Source organism: Agrobacterium sp. RAC06, assembly GCF_001713475.1.
Taxonomy (GTDB): Bacteria; Pseudomonadota; Alphaproteobacteria; order Rhizobiales; family Rhizobiaceae; genus Allorhizobium.
Map to the genome: position 1 here is coordinate 4,038,964 of NZ_CP016499.1, position 15,176 is coordinate 4,054,139.

Here is a 15,176-nt window from a genome sequence, read left to right on the forward strand (position 1 = left end):
CTGCCTCTTGATATGGGACAAAAAAGGCTCTATGTCAATCGAACCGAACGGTTCAGTTCGAGAGAGTTCACCAATCTCCGGTCCATATCATGTCAGCGACGCCAAGATCCACCGCCCTTCGTTCCACTTCAACTCCAGTCGACAGGAATGAGGCTGCGCCCCTGACGGAGATGGATGCAGGGGACCCCCATCCGCCGCAAGAAGCGGCTGCCTCCAAGTCGAAACGCCGCAGCACTGTGCTGCCGGTTATCCTTGCTGCAATGCTTGCAGGCGGTGCCTGGTACGGCTACCAATGGTGGACCGATGGTCGCTTCATGGTGTCGACCGACGACGCCTATATCGAAGGTGACATTGCGATCATCTCGCCTAAGGTTTCCGGCTATGTCGAGAAGGTCAACGTCGCCAGCAACCAGGTCGTCCGTGCCGGCGATCCGCTTGTGACCCTCGATGGCGGCGACTACCAGATCGCCTATGATCAGGCTGTTGCCGGCAAGCAGAGCTCCGAGCTTGCGATCGCCCGCATCGATGCGCAGATCGTCGGCGGTCAGGCGAGCGTCGCGCAGGCACAGGCGCAGCTTGGCTCTCTGGAGGCTGCGGTTCGGGGCGCCGAAATCACGGAAAAGCGCGCGAGCGAGCTTGCTGCCAAGAGTGTCGGCACCACCGCCGATCTCGACAATGCCAAGGTCGCCCTCGATCAGGCCCGCGCCAATCTGGTGGCCGGTCAGGCCGCAGTCGCTTCGGCCGAGGCCAATCTTTCGATCCTCAAGGCGCAGCGCGATGAGGCGGTGAACGCCGTGAAGGTGCAGGATCAGGTGGTGGCGAAAGCCAGGCGTGACCTCGATTTCACCGTGCTCAAGGCACCCTATGATGGCGTGATCGGCAACCTCTCGGTTCAATCAGGAGATCTCGTCTCGGCCGGCAAACGTCTGGCGGCTCTGGTTCCGACCAGCCAGCTCTATATCGAGGCGAACTTCAAGGAAACCCAGATCGCGCATCTGGTGCCGGGTTCCAAGGTGTCAATCCATGTCGATGCCTATGGCGACGATGCGCTCGAAGGTACGGTGACCTCGATCGCTCCGGCCTCCGGCGCCATCTTCTCCATGCTGCCGGCGGAAAACGCCACCGGCAACTTCACCAAGGTTGTCCAGCGCGTGCCTGTCCGCATTGCGCTGCCCAAGGAAGCGCTTGCCGGCGGCCATCTGCGTGCCGGCCTCAGCGTTATCGTCGACGTCGACACCCGCACGGCCCCCGAGGGCCAGGCGCTTGCCGCGAAGTAACACCACCGGCTGACGTTATCGAAAGGGCCGTGTCATGGCCGCAATCACCTCAACAGCCATCGCGCCCTCGGCACCTGCCGAGGAGCGGATGGATCCGAAACGCGTCTTCGCCTTCCTGGCGATGGTGTTCGGCATGTTCATGTCGATCCTCGACATCCAGATCGTTTCGGCCTCGCTTGCGGAAATCCAGGCCGGTCTCGGCGCTGGATCCGACGAGGTTGCCTGGGTGCAGACCTCCTATCTGATCGCCGAAGTGATCATGATCCCGCTGTCCGGCGTGCTGGCCCGGATCGTTTCGACCCGTGTGCTCTTCACCTTTTGTGCGGCGGGCTTCACGCTCGCCAGTGCTCTCTGCGCCACGGCCACCAATATCGAGCAGATGATCGTCTACCGCGCGATCCAGGGCTTCATCGGCGGTGGCATGATCCCGTCCGTCTTCGCGGCTGCGTTCACCATCTTCCCGCCGTCCAAGCGCAACATCGTCTCGCCGATGGTCGGTCTTGTCGCCACACTCGCGCCGACGATCGGCCCGACGATCGGCGGTTACATCAGCCATGCCATGTCGTGGCACTGGCTGTTCTTGATCAATGTGATCCCGGGGATCCTGGTCGCTGCTGCAGCCTGGAGCCTGATCGATTTCGACAAGCCTGATCTCAAGCTTCTGAAGAAGTTCGACTGGTGGGGACTGGCCTCGATGGCGGTCTTCCTCGGCACGATGGAATTCGTGCTGGAGGAGGGCAACAACAAGGACTGGTTCAACGACCACCATATCGTGCTCGGCACCGTCGCTATGGTGATCGGCGGGGCGATCTTCTTCTGGCGCGTCTTCAAGGTCGAGTTGCCGGTCGTGGACCTGCGCGCCTTCTCCAATGCCAACTTCGCCTTCGGCTCGCTGTTTTCCTTCGTCATGGGTGTCGGCCTCTATGGTCTTACCTATCTCTACCCCCTCTATCTCGGGCGTATCAGAGGTTACGACTCGCTGATGATCGGCGAGACCATGTTCGTCTCGGGTGCCGCGATGTTCCTCACCGCGCCGGTGGCGGGCGCACTGTCGAACAAGCTCGATCCGCGCGTGATGATGATGATCGGTTTTTCCGGCTTCGCGCTTGGTACCTACATGATGACCGGGATTACGGCAGACTGGGACTTCTACGAACTCCTGGTGCCTCAGATCCTGCGTGGTTGCTCGCTGATGATCTGCATGGTGCCGATCAACAACCTGGCGCTCGGCACGCTGCCGCCGGACCGCATCAAGAACGCTTCCGGCCTTTTCAATCTGACTCGAAACCTCGGCGGTGCGGTCGGGCTTGCGATCATCAACACCATGCTGACGCAGAGATCCGACGACCATTATGCGCGGCTTTCCGAGCAGCTTTCCTGGGGCAATCAGGCGGCTCTAGACTGGCTCGCCAGTGTCGGCGCCAACTATGACAGTTATGGCCTTGATGGCACGGCGGTGGCGATCAAGAAACTGTCGGGTGTGGTGACGCAGCAGGCCTGGCTTCTCTCCTTCATGGATGTGTTCATGGGGCTGACGGTGCTCTTCGTTGCGCTGGTCTTCATGGTGCTGCTTCTCAAGAAGCCGAAGGGTGCGGCACCCGCTGGCGCTGGCCATTGACACCACCATGCCCGGGTAAGCTTGCAGGTTCAGGCTCTCCCTTGATCTCCAAGGCTCAGACCGCCTCACATGTTGAGGCGGTCTCTTTTTTTCGAGCGAAAGAGGTACGTACGTCAAATTCTGATTTACGTACCTCATTCGTCGGTGTAGGACAGGCGCCGGAGGAGAGAATGAAGCCGACTGTCCATGACATTGCGAGCCGTGCGGGCGTCAGCCTTGCCACCGTCGATCGGGTTTTGAACCGTCGGCCGGGGGTGAGCGCGCGGACCCGGGAGAAGGTGGATCAGGCTGTCAGCGAGCTCGGCTTCGTCCGCGACGTGGCGGCGGCGAACCTTGCCAAGGGGCGTGTCTATCCGCTGACATTCATCATTCCCTCGAACGACAATTCCTTCATGCGGGGCTTGAGGCTTGCGCTCGAAGAGGCAAGCGCACGTGCCGGCGTCGAGCGCATCTCGATCCGGTTGGTCGACGTGCCGGCTTTCGATGCCGCAGCGCTTGCTGCCGCTCTCAGGCAGGCGGTAATGGAAGAGCCGGCGGGCATTGCCTTCGTCGCTGTCGATGCTCCCGAGGTTGCCGCGGCTGCGGCCGAGATTTCAGAGAGTGGCATTCCGCTTGTCACCCTGGTCTCGGATCTCTCGGGCGCAGAGCGAGATCATTATGCCGGGATCGACAATACGGCTGCCGGGCGGACGGCTGCGAGCCTGCTTGGACGGTTCGCCGGTGGTCGCAGTGGTACGGTCGCGGTGCTCGCGGGCTCCATGCTGGTGCGCGACCATCGTGAGCGCTGCGATGCCTTCGCCGCCGTGATGGCTGCGGACTTTCCCACGCTTGCCTTGCAGCCGGTGCTCGAAGGTCGGGACGATCCCGATGTCGTCGAGCAGTTGGTCGCCAACCTTTTTGCAAGCCGCAGCGACATCGTTGCACTCTACAGCCTGGGGGCCGGCAATCGGGGTCTCGTCCGGGCGTTGGACCGTCTGTCGCCTGAGCGCCGTCCGGTCGTGATTGCCCATGAGCTGACGGAGACGACGCGCGTGGCGCTCCAAGCGGGCCTCATCGATGCCGTGCTCAATCAGGATGCCGGCCACGAGGTGCGCAGTGCCATTCGTGTCTTGAAGGCCAAGGCCGACGGGTTGCCTGTCGTCGCCGCCCAGGAGCGCATTCGTATCGACATATTCTTGAAGGACAATCTGCCCTGAAGGCAGAGGATTGGAGGACACCCATGTATCTCGGATTGGATCTCGGCACATCCAGCGTCAAGGCGATGCTGATCGACGGCGACCAGAAGGTGGTCGGTGTCGGTCATGCCGGTCTCACCGTGCAGCGGCCGCATCCGGGCTGGTCGGAACAGGCGCCCGGCGACTGGCTCAAGGCGACGGAGGAGGCGGTCGCGGCGTTAAAGGCGTCGCATCCCAAGGAGCTTGCGGCGGTCAAGGGCATCGGACTTTCCGGCCATATGCATGGCGCGACGCTCATCGACGCCAAGGACCAGGTGCTTCGGCCCTGCATTCTCTGGAACGACACGCGCAGCCATGCGGAAGCAGCGAGCCTTGACGCCGATCCGCGCTTCCGCGCGCTGACCGGCAATATCGTTTTCCCGGGCTTCACGGCCCCGAAGCTTGCCTGGGTGAAGAACAATGAACCCGACATCTTTGCCCGGGTGGCGAAGGTGTTGTTGCCGAAGGATTACCTGCGGCTCTGGCTAACGGGCGAGTATCTCTCCGACATGTCGGATTCGGCCGGCACGAGCTGGCTCGATACGGGCAAGCGGGCCTGGTCGAGCGAGTTGCTCGAAGCGACGGGTCTGGCCGTCGAGCAGATGCCCGGCCTCGTCGAGGGCACGGATCGCGCCGGCACACTGCGCGCCGAGCTCGCCGAGAAATGGGGCCTTGGCTCCGACGTCGTCGTGGCCGGCGGGGCAGGGGACAATGCGGCCTCGGCCTGTGGCATGGGCACGGTTGCCGAAGGCCAGGCCTTCGTCTCGCTCGGCACGTCGGGCGTGCTCTTCGCGGCCAACGCCTCCTATCTGCCGAAGCCGGAAAGTGCCGTGCATGCGTTTTGCCACGCGCTGCCCAGGACCTGGCACCAGATGGGCGTCATCCTGTCGGCCACCGACGCGCTCAACTGGCATTCCGGCGTGACCGGCAAGTCGGCTGGCGAGCTGACCGCCGAACTGGGTGATACCTTGAAGGCGCCCACCGGGGTTACTTTCCTTCCCTATCTCTCGGGCGAACGCACGCCGCACAACGACGCCAAGATCCGCGGCGCCTTCATCGGTCTCGGTCATGAGAGCGATCGGGCCGTGCTGACCCAGGCGGTGCTGGAAGGCGTCACCTTTGCCATCCGTGACAGCCTGGAAGCCTTGAAATCCGCCGGCACCAAGATCGACCGGGTGACGGCGATCGGCGGTGGCTCGCGTTCCCGCTACTGGCTGTCTTCGATCGCCACCGCGCTTGATATGCCGGTCGACATTCCCGCCGACGGTGATTTCGGTGCTGCATTCGGGGCGGCACGGCTCGGGCTGATTGCGGCGACGGGGGCGGATCCGCTTTCGGTCTGCACGGCGCCCGAGACGGCGGAGACTGTTGAGCCGGTCAAGGCGCTGACGTCGGCTTACGAGACGGCTTACGGCCGCTACCGGGCGCTTTATCCGGTCATCCGTTCCCTCGGCAGCTGACGCCCCCTCATCCGCCTGCCGGCACCTTCTCCCCGCTGGGGAGAAGAGACAAGCGGCACGCGCTGACATTCTCCTCTCCCCAGCGGGGAGAGGGCAGGGTGAGGGGGAACCCCACCCGCCGCATCACCCCACCCCGGACCTTGCGGTCCGACCCTCCCCCTCAAGGGGAGGGTGGTTACAACACACCAAGGAGGACTACCCATGAGCACAGGTTTCTTCGGCAATATCCAGAAGATCAAATATGAAGGCGAAGGCAGCACAAACCCGCTGGCCTTCCGCCACTACAATCCGGACGAAGTCGTCCTTGGCAAGCGCATGGAAGACCATCTGCGCTTTGCCATCGCCTATTGGCACACCTTCGTCTGGCCCGGCACCGATCCGTTTGGCGGAAATACATTCGAGCGTCCCTGGTTTCAGGACACGATGGCCGCGGCGAAGATGAAGGCCGATGTTGCCTTCGAATTCTTCCAGCTGCTCGGCACGCCTTACTACTGCTTCCACGACGCCGACGTTCGCCCCGAGGGCGCGAGCTTCGTCGAGAACACCAAGAACCTGAACGAGATCGTCGACTACTTCGCTCAGAAGCAGGCCGAGACCGGCGTCAAGCTTCTCTGGGGCACGGCGAACATGTTCTCGCATCGCCGCTATATGTCGGGCGCTGCGACCAATCCGGATCCTGACGTTTTCGCCTTTGCCGCTGCGACCGTGAAGACCTGCATGGACGCTACGCTGAAGCTCGGCGGCGAGAACTACGTACTCTGGGGCGGCCGCGAGGGCTATGAGACCCTGCTCAACACCGACCTCGGACGCGAACTCGACCAGATGGGCCGCTTCCTCAACCTTGTCGTCGAATACAAGCACAAGATCGGCTTCAAGGGCGCGATCCTGATCGAGCCGAAGCCGCAGGAGCCGTCGAAGCACCAGTATGACTACGACGTCGCGACCGTTTACGGCTTCCTGAAGCGTTACGGCCTCGAAAACGAAGTGAAGGTCAATATCGAGCAGGGCCACGCGATCCTCGCCGGCCACTCGTTCGAGCACGAACTGGCACTTGCCAATGCGCTCGGCATCTTCGGCTCGATCGACATGAACCGCAACGACTACCAGTCCGGCTGGGATACCGACCAGTTCCCGAACAATGTTCCGGAAATGGCGCTGGCTTACTACCAGGTCCTGCAGGCCGGCGGCTTCACCACGGGTGGCACGAACTTCGACGCCAAGCTGCGTCGTCAGTCGCTCGACGCCGAAGACCTGTTGATCGGTCACATCGGCGGTATGGACTGCTGCGCCCGTGGCCTGAAGGCAGCGGCGAAGATGGTCGAGGACAAGGCGCTGTCCGCCCCGCTCGGCTCGCGTTATGCCGGTTGGGACAAGGCCGAGAACCAGAAGATGCTGCGCGGCGAAGAAAGCCTCGATGCGATCGCTGCCCGCGTCGAAGCCCAGAACGTCAACCCGCAACCGGTGTCCGGCAAGCAGGAGCTGCTGGAAAACGTGGTCAATCGCTACGTTTGATCTCGGGTATTTTCAATGAGAAAGGGGCCGGGGCGCGCAAGCGTCCTGGCCCTGTTCATTGAATGAGACAGACTGTTCCAGCACCCCGCAGTCACACTGGTCGCGCCAACAAAGGAGCTTGTCATCGACAAGCCTGCGCTCAAGGATCACGCGAAAAAAATCCAGGAGAGCGTACAGGCCGTAGACTGGGACTGGATGTGTGCGTTCCTTGGATTGGCCTGGTGAAGTGATATGGACGGTTTGTCTGATCTCATAAGAGAATACGGGACATGGATCTACATCCTGCTTTTTGCATACTGCATGTTGAAAAGCGGTAGTCTCCCCTTGTTCGCCGGCTATGCGGCCCAAACACAAGCTTTGGATTTGCCCCTTGTTTTGGTCGTGACTTTCGCGGGAGGTTACCTGGGTGACGAAGCACGGTTCTTCATCGCCAGACGATACGGGGACGCTTGGCTGAAGAGGTGGCGCTTTGCTGAAAAGGCCCATGCGGGCGCCACAGCCTTAATTGCAAAATACGGCTGGGCTTACATCTTCATTTACAGATATCCCAAGGGCATGCGCACCATCGGTGCGCTTCCGATTGGTCTCGGCTCAATGTCCTGGGCCAGATTTACCGTTCTCAACGCAGGATCAGCGATAGTTTGGACGATCTGCCTTGTGATGGCGGGCTTCGTTTTCGGCGCACAGGTTGAAGAGGCTGTCAAAACAGGCTGGGGCTTTGCAAGCGTAATTTTGCTTGCGGTTTTGATCCTTCTGACGGGTTTCGCATGGTGGCGGATCAATCAGATAGCTCGCTCGACGACCGCCCTTTAAGCTATCGCGGTGATCTCCAGTTCCTGGTCGCCGACCGTCACCACATCGCCGACACTTTTTCCCATCAGCTGGCTTGCGACCGGCGACACAAAGGAGATCGAGCCCGTCTTTGGGTCCGCCTCGTCCTCACCGACGATCCGGTATGTCTGCACGCGGCCGTCATCGCGTTCGAAGGTGACCTTGCTACCAAAGGCAACGACCGTGTTGTCGTCCGGGTCAGGGATTATCTGGGCGTTGTGCAGCCGTTCCGTCAGGTATTTTAGGTCACGATAGGGCACGGCCGACTGGCGTCGACGCTCGTTGATGTCCTCGATTGCTTGTGCTGCGAGATAGGCGGCGCGCGCCTCTTCTGCGTCGGTCTCCAGGAGCCGGAAGCCTGACGCCGTCACAAAGTTGGGATGGGGCGAGATCGGTCGATCCGGCAGATGGGTTTCTGCTGCGGTTTCCGAACTTTCTTCCTTGGTGAAGGCGACACTCATCTGTGACTTCCGATTGCTGGCTGGGGCGGGCTATGGAACCGCCAATGTAGGTGTATGTCGGTCAACGGCCCAGACCGAATATGGGTCCATGGGCAAAGGATGGCGGTGCGGCAAAGTTAACGCCTGGCCGGTCCGGCCACAGACCCCCGTACGATCAGGTCCGGCATCAGCAGGATTTCCTGGCGCTCGGTCGGGCGATCGGCGAGTGACTTGATCAGCAGCGACATGGCCTGACGGCCGATTGCCGTTCTGGGCTGGCGGATGGTGGTCAGTGCCGGGGTCACATAGGTCGCCTGGGGCACGTCGTCGAAGCCGATGACGGAGAAGTCGTAGGGCAGGTCGTAGCCGCGGGCGGTCAGGCCGTTGATCACGCCGACGGCTGTAGCATCATTGACGCACATGAATGCGGTCGGCAACTGATCGCGCATGAAGAGTTGTTCCACCGCAAGGCGCCCGCTTTCGATCGTGCCTTCACCCTCGAGGATGAAACGGTGTTGAGGCGGTATGCGGGCTGCATCGAGCGCAATGTCGAAGCCCTGGCGGCGGCGCTGGTGGCCAAGCCGCGTCTTGCTGTCGCCGATGAAGGCAATCGAGCGGTGCCCGGCCGAGAGCAGATGTTCGGCCGCCTTGCGCGCACCCGCCACGTCATCGACACCGACATAGGAGATCTTCGAGCCGAAGACGGGTTCGAAGACGGCGACTGAAGGCGGCAGCCGCTGGCCGATGACCTGGTGCCCGAAGGGTTCATGGCCGGTGAAGAGCACGAGGCCAGTCGCCTGGCCGGAACTCAGGAACTTCAGATATTCGAGCCCGCGCTCGGGATCGTTCTGGGTATGGCCGATAAGAACGCCGAAGCCATGCGCACGCGCTTCGTTCTCGAGACCGATCAGGGTCGAAGAGAAGTTGGGGTCGCCGATGTCGGGGGCGAGGATCAGGATCATGTTCGACCGGCCCATGCGCAGCGAGCGCGCCATGGCATTGGTCGTGTAGCCGGTGATGGCGATCGCCTGGTTCACGCGCTGGCGCGTCGATTTGGCCACCTTGTCGGGGGTGTGGATCGCACGACTGACCGTCGCGATCGACACTTCCGCGATGCGTGCCACGTCCTCGATCGTCGCTGGTGCTTGGTCCGGCACGCGGCTTTATCCCCTATCCGTCTGGAATCGTTGGAGACCTTACATTCACTGCTGCGGTTGCGAAAGCTGAGAGGGAACAAATTGTCCCTATGAGTGGATGATGTAAACCTTTACATCGACCATGTAAAGGTTTACAGAGAGGGCATAGCGGTTGAGGAGCCGCCGGGAGGATTACATGACATTGGCTGGGGACGAGGCGCGGACACCCGTGCTCGTGGCGGAGCGTATCTCCAAATCATTTGGCGACGTGCAGGTGCTGTTCAGCGTCGATTTCGACGTGTTGCCGGGCGAGGTTCACGCGCTCATGGGCGAGAATGGTGCCGGCAAATCGACGCTGGTGAAGATCCTCTCAGGCTTCGAGCAGGCGACGGCCGGTCGCATCCTTCTGGATGGTGAACCGGTCACGCTGCCGGCCAATGGCTCGGCCGAGGCGCTCGGTATCGTGCTCATCCACCAGGAATTCAATCTCGCCGACCATCTCACCGTCACCGAGAGCCTGTTTCTCGGTCGCGAAGTCACGCGTTTCGGTTTGCTCGATCGCAAGACGATGCGAGCGGAGGCGCGGCGTGTGCTCGATCAACTCGGCTCCAGGATCGATGAGAATGCGCTGATCAGTTCGCTGGCGGTCGCCGACAAGCAGATGGTCGAGATCGCCAAGGCAATCAGCCGCAAGGCGCGGATCGTTTTCATGGATGAGCCGACGGCCGTTCTCTCGCGCGACGAGACCGAAGTGTTGTTTGACCAGGTGCGTAAGCTGCGTGCCCGGGGAACGAGTTTCGTTTTCGTCTCCCACAAGCTCGACGAGGTCATGGAGCTCACCGACCGGGTCACGGTTCTGCGCGACGGCCAGTGGGTCAAGACCGCGCCGACCTCGGCGCTGGACAGCGAGGCGATCGCCCAACTTATGGTCGGTCGTGAATTGTCGAGCCTTTATCCAACGAAACATGAGCCCAATGTCGACGAGGAGATCGTTCTTTCCGTTCGGGATCTGACGACTGGTTTCGTCCGGAATGCCAGCTTCGAACTGAAGCGCGGCGAAGTGCTCGGGTTTTCCGGCCTGATCGGGTCGGGGCGTACGGAGCTGATGGAGGCGGTGGCGGGCCTGCGTCCGCGTCTGTCGGGCGAGGTCAGGCTTAAGGGTGCTGTGCTGGAGGCTGGAGATTTTCGCGAAGCGAACCGGCGTGGGCTCGCCTATATGACCAAGGATCGCAAGGGCAAGGGCTTGTTGCTCGGCGAGGGCATGACGGCGAACCTGACGCTGCAGTCGATGGATAACCATGTGCGTCACGGCTATCTCGATCCCGGCAGCGAGGCGAAGGCGATGGCGCGGGCCAAGCGACGCTTCGATATCCGGGTGCGCGACGAGAAGGTCCGCGTCGGGCGCATGTCCGGTGGCAATCAGCAGAAGCTGCTGCTTGCCAAGATCATGGAGGTCGAGCCTCAGATCATCATCATCGATGAGCCGACGCGCGGCATCGATGTCGGGACCAAGCAGCAGATCTATCATTTCATCGCAGCACTCGCCCGCGAGGGCCGCTCGATCATCGTCATCTCCTCTGAGATGCCCGAGGTGATCGGTCTGTGCACGCGGGTTGCCGTGATGCGCGAGGGCCGCATGGTCGGTTTGCTCGAGGGCGAAGACATCAACGAACAGACCATCATGCGCTACGCCGCCGGCCTGAAACGGCAGATGGCGAGCTGAGTGATTGCATCAGCCCGGCGGCAAGACCGGGCTTGAACACGAAGACTTCAGGGTGCGCGACCTCGAAACGAGGCGTGCGGGAGGAGACGGGAAGACCATGACTGCCGAGACTGAAACGACCACACCTGGCCGCTCACGCCGCACCTTTCGCGATGTGGACCTGCGTGCCGTTGCCCCCTTCGCCGCGCTTCTGATCCTCCTGATCGTCGGCGCGCTGGTGAACCCGAATTTCATCGGCCTCACAAACCTTGCCAATGTCGCGACGCGCTCGGCCTTCATCGCCATCATCGCCGTTGGTGCCACCTTCGTCATCTCCTCGGGGGACCTTGATCTCTCCGTCGGATCGATGGTGGCTTTCGTTGCCAGCCTGATGATCCTGTTCATGAATTCCGGCGCGATTGCCGATCCCGGCCTGATGATCGCGGCAGCCATGGCGCTTGCCATCGTCATCGGCTCGCTCTGCGGTCTGGCCAACGGGTTGATCACTACCGTCGGCAAGATCGAGCCCTTCATCGCCACGCTCGGCACGATGGGCATCTACCGTGGCCTGACGACATGGCTTTCCCAAGGCGGGGCGATCACGCTGCGCGATCCAGCCCAGCAGGAGATATACCGCCCGGTCTATTTTGGCTCGATCCTCGGCCTGCCGGTGCCGATCGTCATCATTCTCGTCGTCACCGCGATTGCCGCCCTCGTGCTCTATCGCACGCGTTACGGTCGTCATGTCGTTGCTGTCGGCTCGAACCGGGACGTCGCGCGCTATTCCGGCATTGCCGTCGACCGGGTGCGCACCATCGCCTTCGTCATCCAGGGGCTTTGCGTGGCCATTGCCGTGCTGCTTTACGTGCCGCGCCTCGGCTCGACGTCCGCCACCACGGGCATCCTCTGGGAACTGCAGGCGATCACCGCCGTCGTTGTCGGCGGTACGGCGCTCAAGGGCGGGGCTGGCCGTGTCTGGGGCACGATCTGCGGCGCCTTCATCCTCGAGCTTGTCGGCAACATCATGCTGCTCTCGAACTTCATCTCCGAATATCTGATCGGGGCCATCCAGGGCACGATCATCATCATCGCGATGCTCGTCCAGCGGTCGCTGGCGCGCAAGGCGTAAGGAAACGGCCGGGCAGGAGGGTCGCCCGGTCCGTTCAAACTCGACCCTCGTCACTTTGGGAGGAAACCAATGCACAAGAAACTTTTGGGTATGGCTGTCGCCATGACCGCGCTGGTGTCGATCTTCGGCGCGGCGCAGGCCCAGGATACCAAGACGATCGGTGTCTCGATCCCGGCCGCAACACATGGCTGGACATCGGGCGTCATCTATCATGCCGAACGTATCGCCAAGCAGCTGATGGAGCGTCATCCCGGCCTCAACGTGGTCGTCAAGACCTCTGCCGATCCGTCCAGTCAGGCGAATGCCGTGCAGGATCTGGCGACGCAGGGCATCGATGCGCTCGTCATCCTGCCGACGGATCCGGATCCGCTTGTCAACGCCATCCGCCAGATCAAGGACAGCGGCAAGTTCGTCGCGCTCGTCGACCGTGCGCCGTCGGTCAATGACAATTCGGTCCGCGATCTCTACGTGGCCGGTAACAACCCCGCTCTCGGCGAAGTCGCCGGCAAATACATTGCCGAAAACAATCCTGATGCAGAAGTCGTCATCATCCGCGGCATGCCGATCCCGATCGACCAGCAGCGCCAGGATGGCTTCGACAAGGGCATCGAAGGCTCCAACGTCAAGGTCCTCGACCGCCAGTTCGGCAACTGGAACCGCGACGACGCCTTCAAGGTCATGCAGGACTACCTCACCAAGTACCCGAAGATCGATGTGGTCTGGTGCCAGGATGACGACATGGCTGTCGGCGTGCTGCAGGCCATCGAACAGGCCGGCCGTACTGACATCCAGTACATCATCGGCGGTGCCGGTTCGAAGGACATGATCAAGAAGGTCATGGACGGCGACAAGATGGTGCCGGTCAACGTTCTCTATCCGCCGTCGATGGTCGGCACTGCGATGGAACTGACGGCTGCTGCCCTCTACGACAGCGTTCCGGTGCATGGCACCTACACGCTCGACGCGACGCTGATCACGCCTGAGAACGCGGAAGGCTACTACTTCCCGGATTCGCCGTTCTGATCTCCAGGACTGCGACGCCATTGTCTGCCCGGGTTTTTCCCGGGCAGATTTCCGCTGTAAACATCATTGCGGTTGTGTCGAAATTCCATCTCCTGTAATCGTTCACGGAAACGTTGCAGGAATACTCAGGGAGGAGAATTCATGAAGACGATCAAGGGACCGGCGATCTTTCTCGGCCAGTTTGCGGGTGATGCCGCACCTTTCAACACCTGGGATGGGATTACCAAATGGGCGGCCGAAAAGGGTTATGAGGGCGTCCAGGTTCCGACCTGGGCCGGCCAGCTGATGGACCTGAAGAAGGCCGCTGAATCCAAGGATTATTGCGACGAACTCGCCGGCGTGGCGCGCCAGAACGGCGTCGAGATCACTGAACTCTCCACCCACCTTCAGGGCCAGCTGGTCGCGGTTCATCCGGCCTATGACGAAGCCTTTGACGGCTTTGCGGCACCCGAAGTGCGCGGCAATCCGAAGGCGCGGCAGGAATGGGCCGTGAGCCAAGTGAAATACGCGCTGAAGGCCTCGCGCAATCTCGGCATCAAGGCGCATGCGACCTTCTCGGGCGCGCTCGCCTGGCCCTATATCTATCCCTGGCCGCAGCGCCCGGCCGGTCTCGTCGAGACCGCCTTCGACGAGTTGGCGCGCCGCTGGACGCCGATCCTCGATTATGCCGAGGAGCAGGGCGTCGATGTTTGTTACGAGATCCATCCGGGCGAAGACCTGCATGACGGCGTCACCTTCGAGATGTTTCTGGAACGGGTGAAAAACCATTCCCGCGCCAACATGCTCTACGACCCGTCGCATTATGTGCTGCAGTGCCTCGACTATCTCGACAACATCGACATCTACAAGGACCGGATCAAGATGTTCCACGTCAAGGACGCGGAGTTCAATCCGACCGGCCGGCAGGGCGTCTATGGCGGTTACCAGGGCTGGGTGAACAGGGCAGGGCGTTTTCGCTCGCTCGGCGACGGCCAGGTCGATTTCGGCGCGATCTTCTCGAAGATGGCGGCGAACGATTTCGACGGCTGGGCCGTTGTCGAGTGGGAATGCGCGCTGAAGCACCCGGAAGACGGCGCCCGCGAAGGAGCCGATTTCGTCCGGGCGCATATCATCCGCGTCACCGAGAAGGCGTTCGACGACTTCGCTTCCGGCGGCACGGATGATGCGGCGAACCGTCGGATGCTAGGTCTCTGAGGCTAGACTTGGCTGAGGGCGGCGATGTCGCCGCTCTCGAGGTAGGGCAGGGCGCGTTCGATCTTGTCGAGCGGCCAGTCCCACCAGGCGAGTGCCAGCAGGTCGGCGATCTCCTCGTCGGTGAAGCGCATACGGATCACGGTTGCCGGGTTGCCGCCGACGATTGCGTAAGGCGGCACTTCACGGGTGACGACGGCGCGGGCTGCAATGATGGCTCCGGAGCCGATCGTGACCCCCGGCATGATCGTTGCACCATGGCCGATCCAGACGTCGTGGCCGACAACGGTGTCCTGGAAAGGCAGATCCTGGTAGCCGCCGATGGTCTGAGGACTGAAGACGCGGAAGGGATAGGTCGTCACGCCCGACATGGCATGGTTGGCCGAGCTTGTTATGATGATTGCCTCCCGGGCGATCTGCACGAAACGGCCGATCACCAGTCGTTCCTGGCTGAAGGGGTAGAGATAGGGCGCGAGGATCGCTGCCGTTTCGCCCACTTTGCCGGAATGGGTGAAATAGCTGAAGTCGCCTATCTCCATGCGCGGATGGTGGATGACAACAGCAAGCTGGACAGTTTCGCGGTAGGGTGTGCCGTCGGCGAGCGTGATGGGATAGGCTTGTCTCGGGTCGAGAAAAGGCATGG

Annotated in this window: 13 protein-coding genes; 10 read left to right on the forward strand and 3 right to left on the reverse strand. The window is 61.7% G+C overall.

What is annotated here, in order from left to right; translation table 11 throughout:
- The first annotated feature begins 89 nt into the window (after window positions 1–89).
- The 6 genes from BSY240_RS19155 to BSY240_RS19180 all read left to right on the forward strand — a co-directional run bounded on the left by BSY240_RS19155 (window position 90) and on the right by BSY240_RS19180 (window position 7,894).
- Window positions 90–1,277 (forward strand): HlyD family secretion protein, encoded by a 1,188-nt coding sequence (locus BSY240_RS19155; RefSeq protein ID WP_069043380.1) that lies wholly within the window; start codon window positions 90–92, stop codon window positions 1,275–1,277.
- Between the two features lie 34 nt (window positions 1,278–1,311).
- Window positions 1,312–2,895, forward strand: coding sequence for a DHA2 family efflux MFS transporter permease subunit (locus BSY240_RS19160; RefSeq protein ID WP_054148648.1), 1,584 nt, complete (start codon window positions 1,312–1,314; stop codon window positions 2,893–2,895).
- 170 nt (window positions 2,896–3,065) lie between these two features.
- Window positions 3,066–4,091: a LacI family DNA-binding transcriptional regulator gene (locus tag BSY240_RS19165; RefSeq protein WP_069043381.1), complete on the forward strand. Its 1,026-nt coding sequence runs from the start codon at window positions 3,066–3,068 to the stop codon at window positions 4,089–4,091.
- 23 nt (window positions 4,092–4,114) lie between these two features.
- Entirely contained in the window at window positions 4,115–5,569 is a 1,455-nt protein-coding gene (gene xylB / locus BSY240_RS19170) for a xylulokinase (protein WP_069043382.1), read from the forward strand.
- Window positions 5,570–5,770: 201 nt separating this feature from the next.
- Entirely contained in the window at window positions 5,771–7,081 is a 1,311-nt protein-coding gene (gene xylA, locus BSY240_RS19175; protein WP_069043383.1) for a xylose isomerase, read from the forward strand.
- A gap of 231 nt (window positions 7,082–7,312) precedes the next feature.
- Window positions 7,313–7,894, forward strand: coding sequence for a DedA family protein (locus BSY240_RS19180; protein ID WP_069043384.1), 582 nt, complete (start codon window positions 7,313–7,315; stop codon window positions 7,892–7,894).
- On the opposite strand, the gene greA is transcribed toward BSY240_RS19180, so the two are convergent.
- Both greA and BSY240_RS19190 read right to left on the reverse strand, forming a co-directional pair.
- Window positions 7,891–8,373 (reverse strand): transcription elongation factor GreA, encoded by a 483-nt coding sequence (greA, locus tag BSY240_RS19185; RefSeq protein WP_069043385.1) that lies wholly within the window; start codon window positions 8,371–8,373, stop codon window positions 7,891–7,893. The genes BSY240_RS19180 and greA overlap by 4 nt on opposite strands.
- 116 nt (window positions 8,374–8,489) lie before the next feature.
- Window positions 8,490–9,509, reverse strand: a complete 1,020-nt coding sequence (locus BSY240_RS19190; protein ID WP_069043386.1) for a LacI family DNA-binding transcriptional regulator — start codon at window positions 9,507–9,509, stop codon at window positions 8,490–8,492.
- Between the two features lie 175 nt (window positions 9,510–9,684).
- Here BSY240_RS19190 and BSY240_RS19195 point away from each other — a divergent pair, with 175 nt between their 5' ends.
- From BSY240_RS19195 to BSY240_RS19210, 4 genes are all read left to right on the forward strand, one after another.
- Complete coding sequence (locus BSY240_RS19195; protein WP_069043387.1) at window positions 9,685–11,211, forward strand: sugar ABC transporter ATP-binding protein; 1,527 nt, start codon at window positions 9,685–9,687, stop codon at window positions 11,209–11,211.
- Between the two features lie 97 nt (window positions 11,212–11,308).
- A complete protein-coding gene (locus BSY240_RS19200) occupies window positions 11,309–12,319 on the forward strand; it encodes an ABC transporter permease (protein WP_054148148.1) in 1,011 nt (336 codons plus the stop codon).
- Between the two features lie 69 nt (window positions 12,320–12,388).
- On the forward strand, window positions 12,389–13,342 hold the full coding sequence (locus tag BSY240_RS19205; protein WP_069043388.1) for a substrate-binding domain-containing protein: 954 nt from the start codon (window positions 12,389–12,391) through the stop codon (window positions 13,340–13,342).
- A gap of 141 nt (window positions 13,343–13,483) precedes the next feature.
- The gene (locus BSY240_RS19210) at window positions 13,484–14,536 is read left to right on the forward strand and encodes a sugar phosphate isomerase/epimerase family protein (RefSeq protein ID WP_069043389.1); all 1,053 of its coding nucleotides are present in this window, start codon (window positions 13,484–13,486) and stop codon (window positions 14,534–14,536) included.
- Window positions 14,537–14,538: 2 nt separating this feature from the next.
- Here BSY240_RS19210 and BSY240_RS19215 read toward each other — a convergent pair whose 3' ends face one another.
- On the reverse strand, window positions 14,539–15,174 hold the full coding sequence (locus BSY240_RS19215) for a CatB-related O-acetyltransferase (protein WP_069043390.1): 636 nt from the start codon (window positions 15,172–15,174) through the stop codon (window positions 14,539–14,541).
- Window positions 15,175–15,176 lie beyond the last annotated feature (2 nt).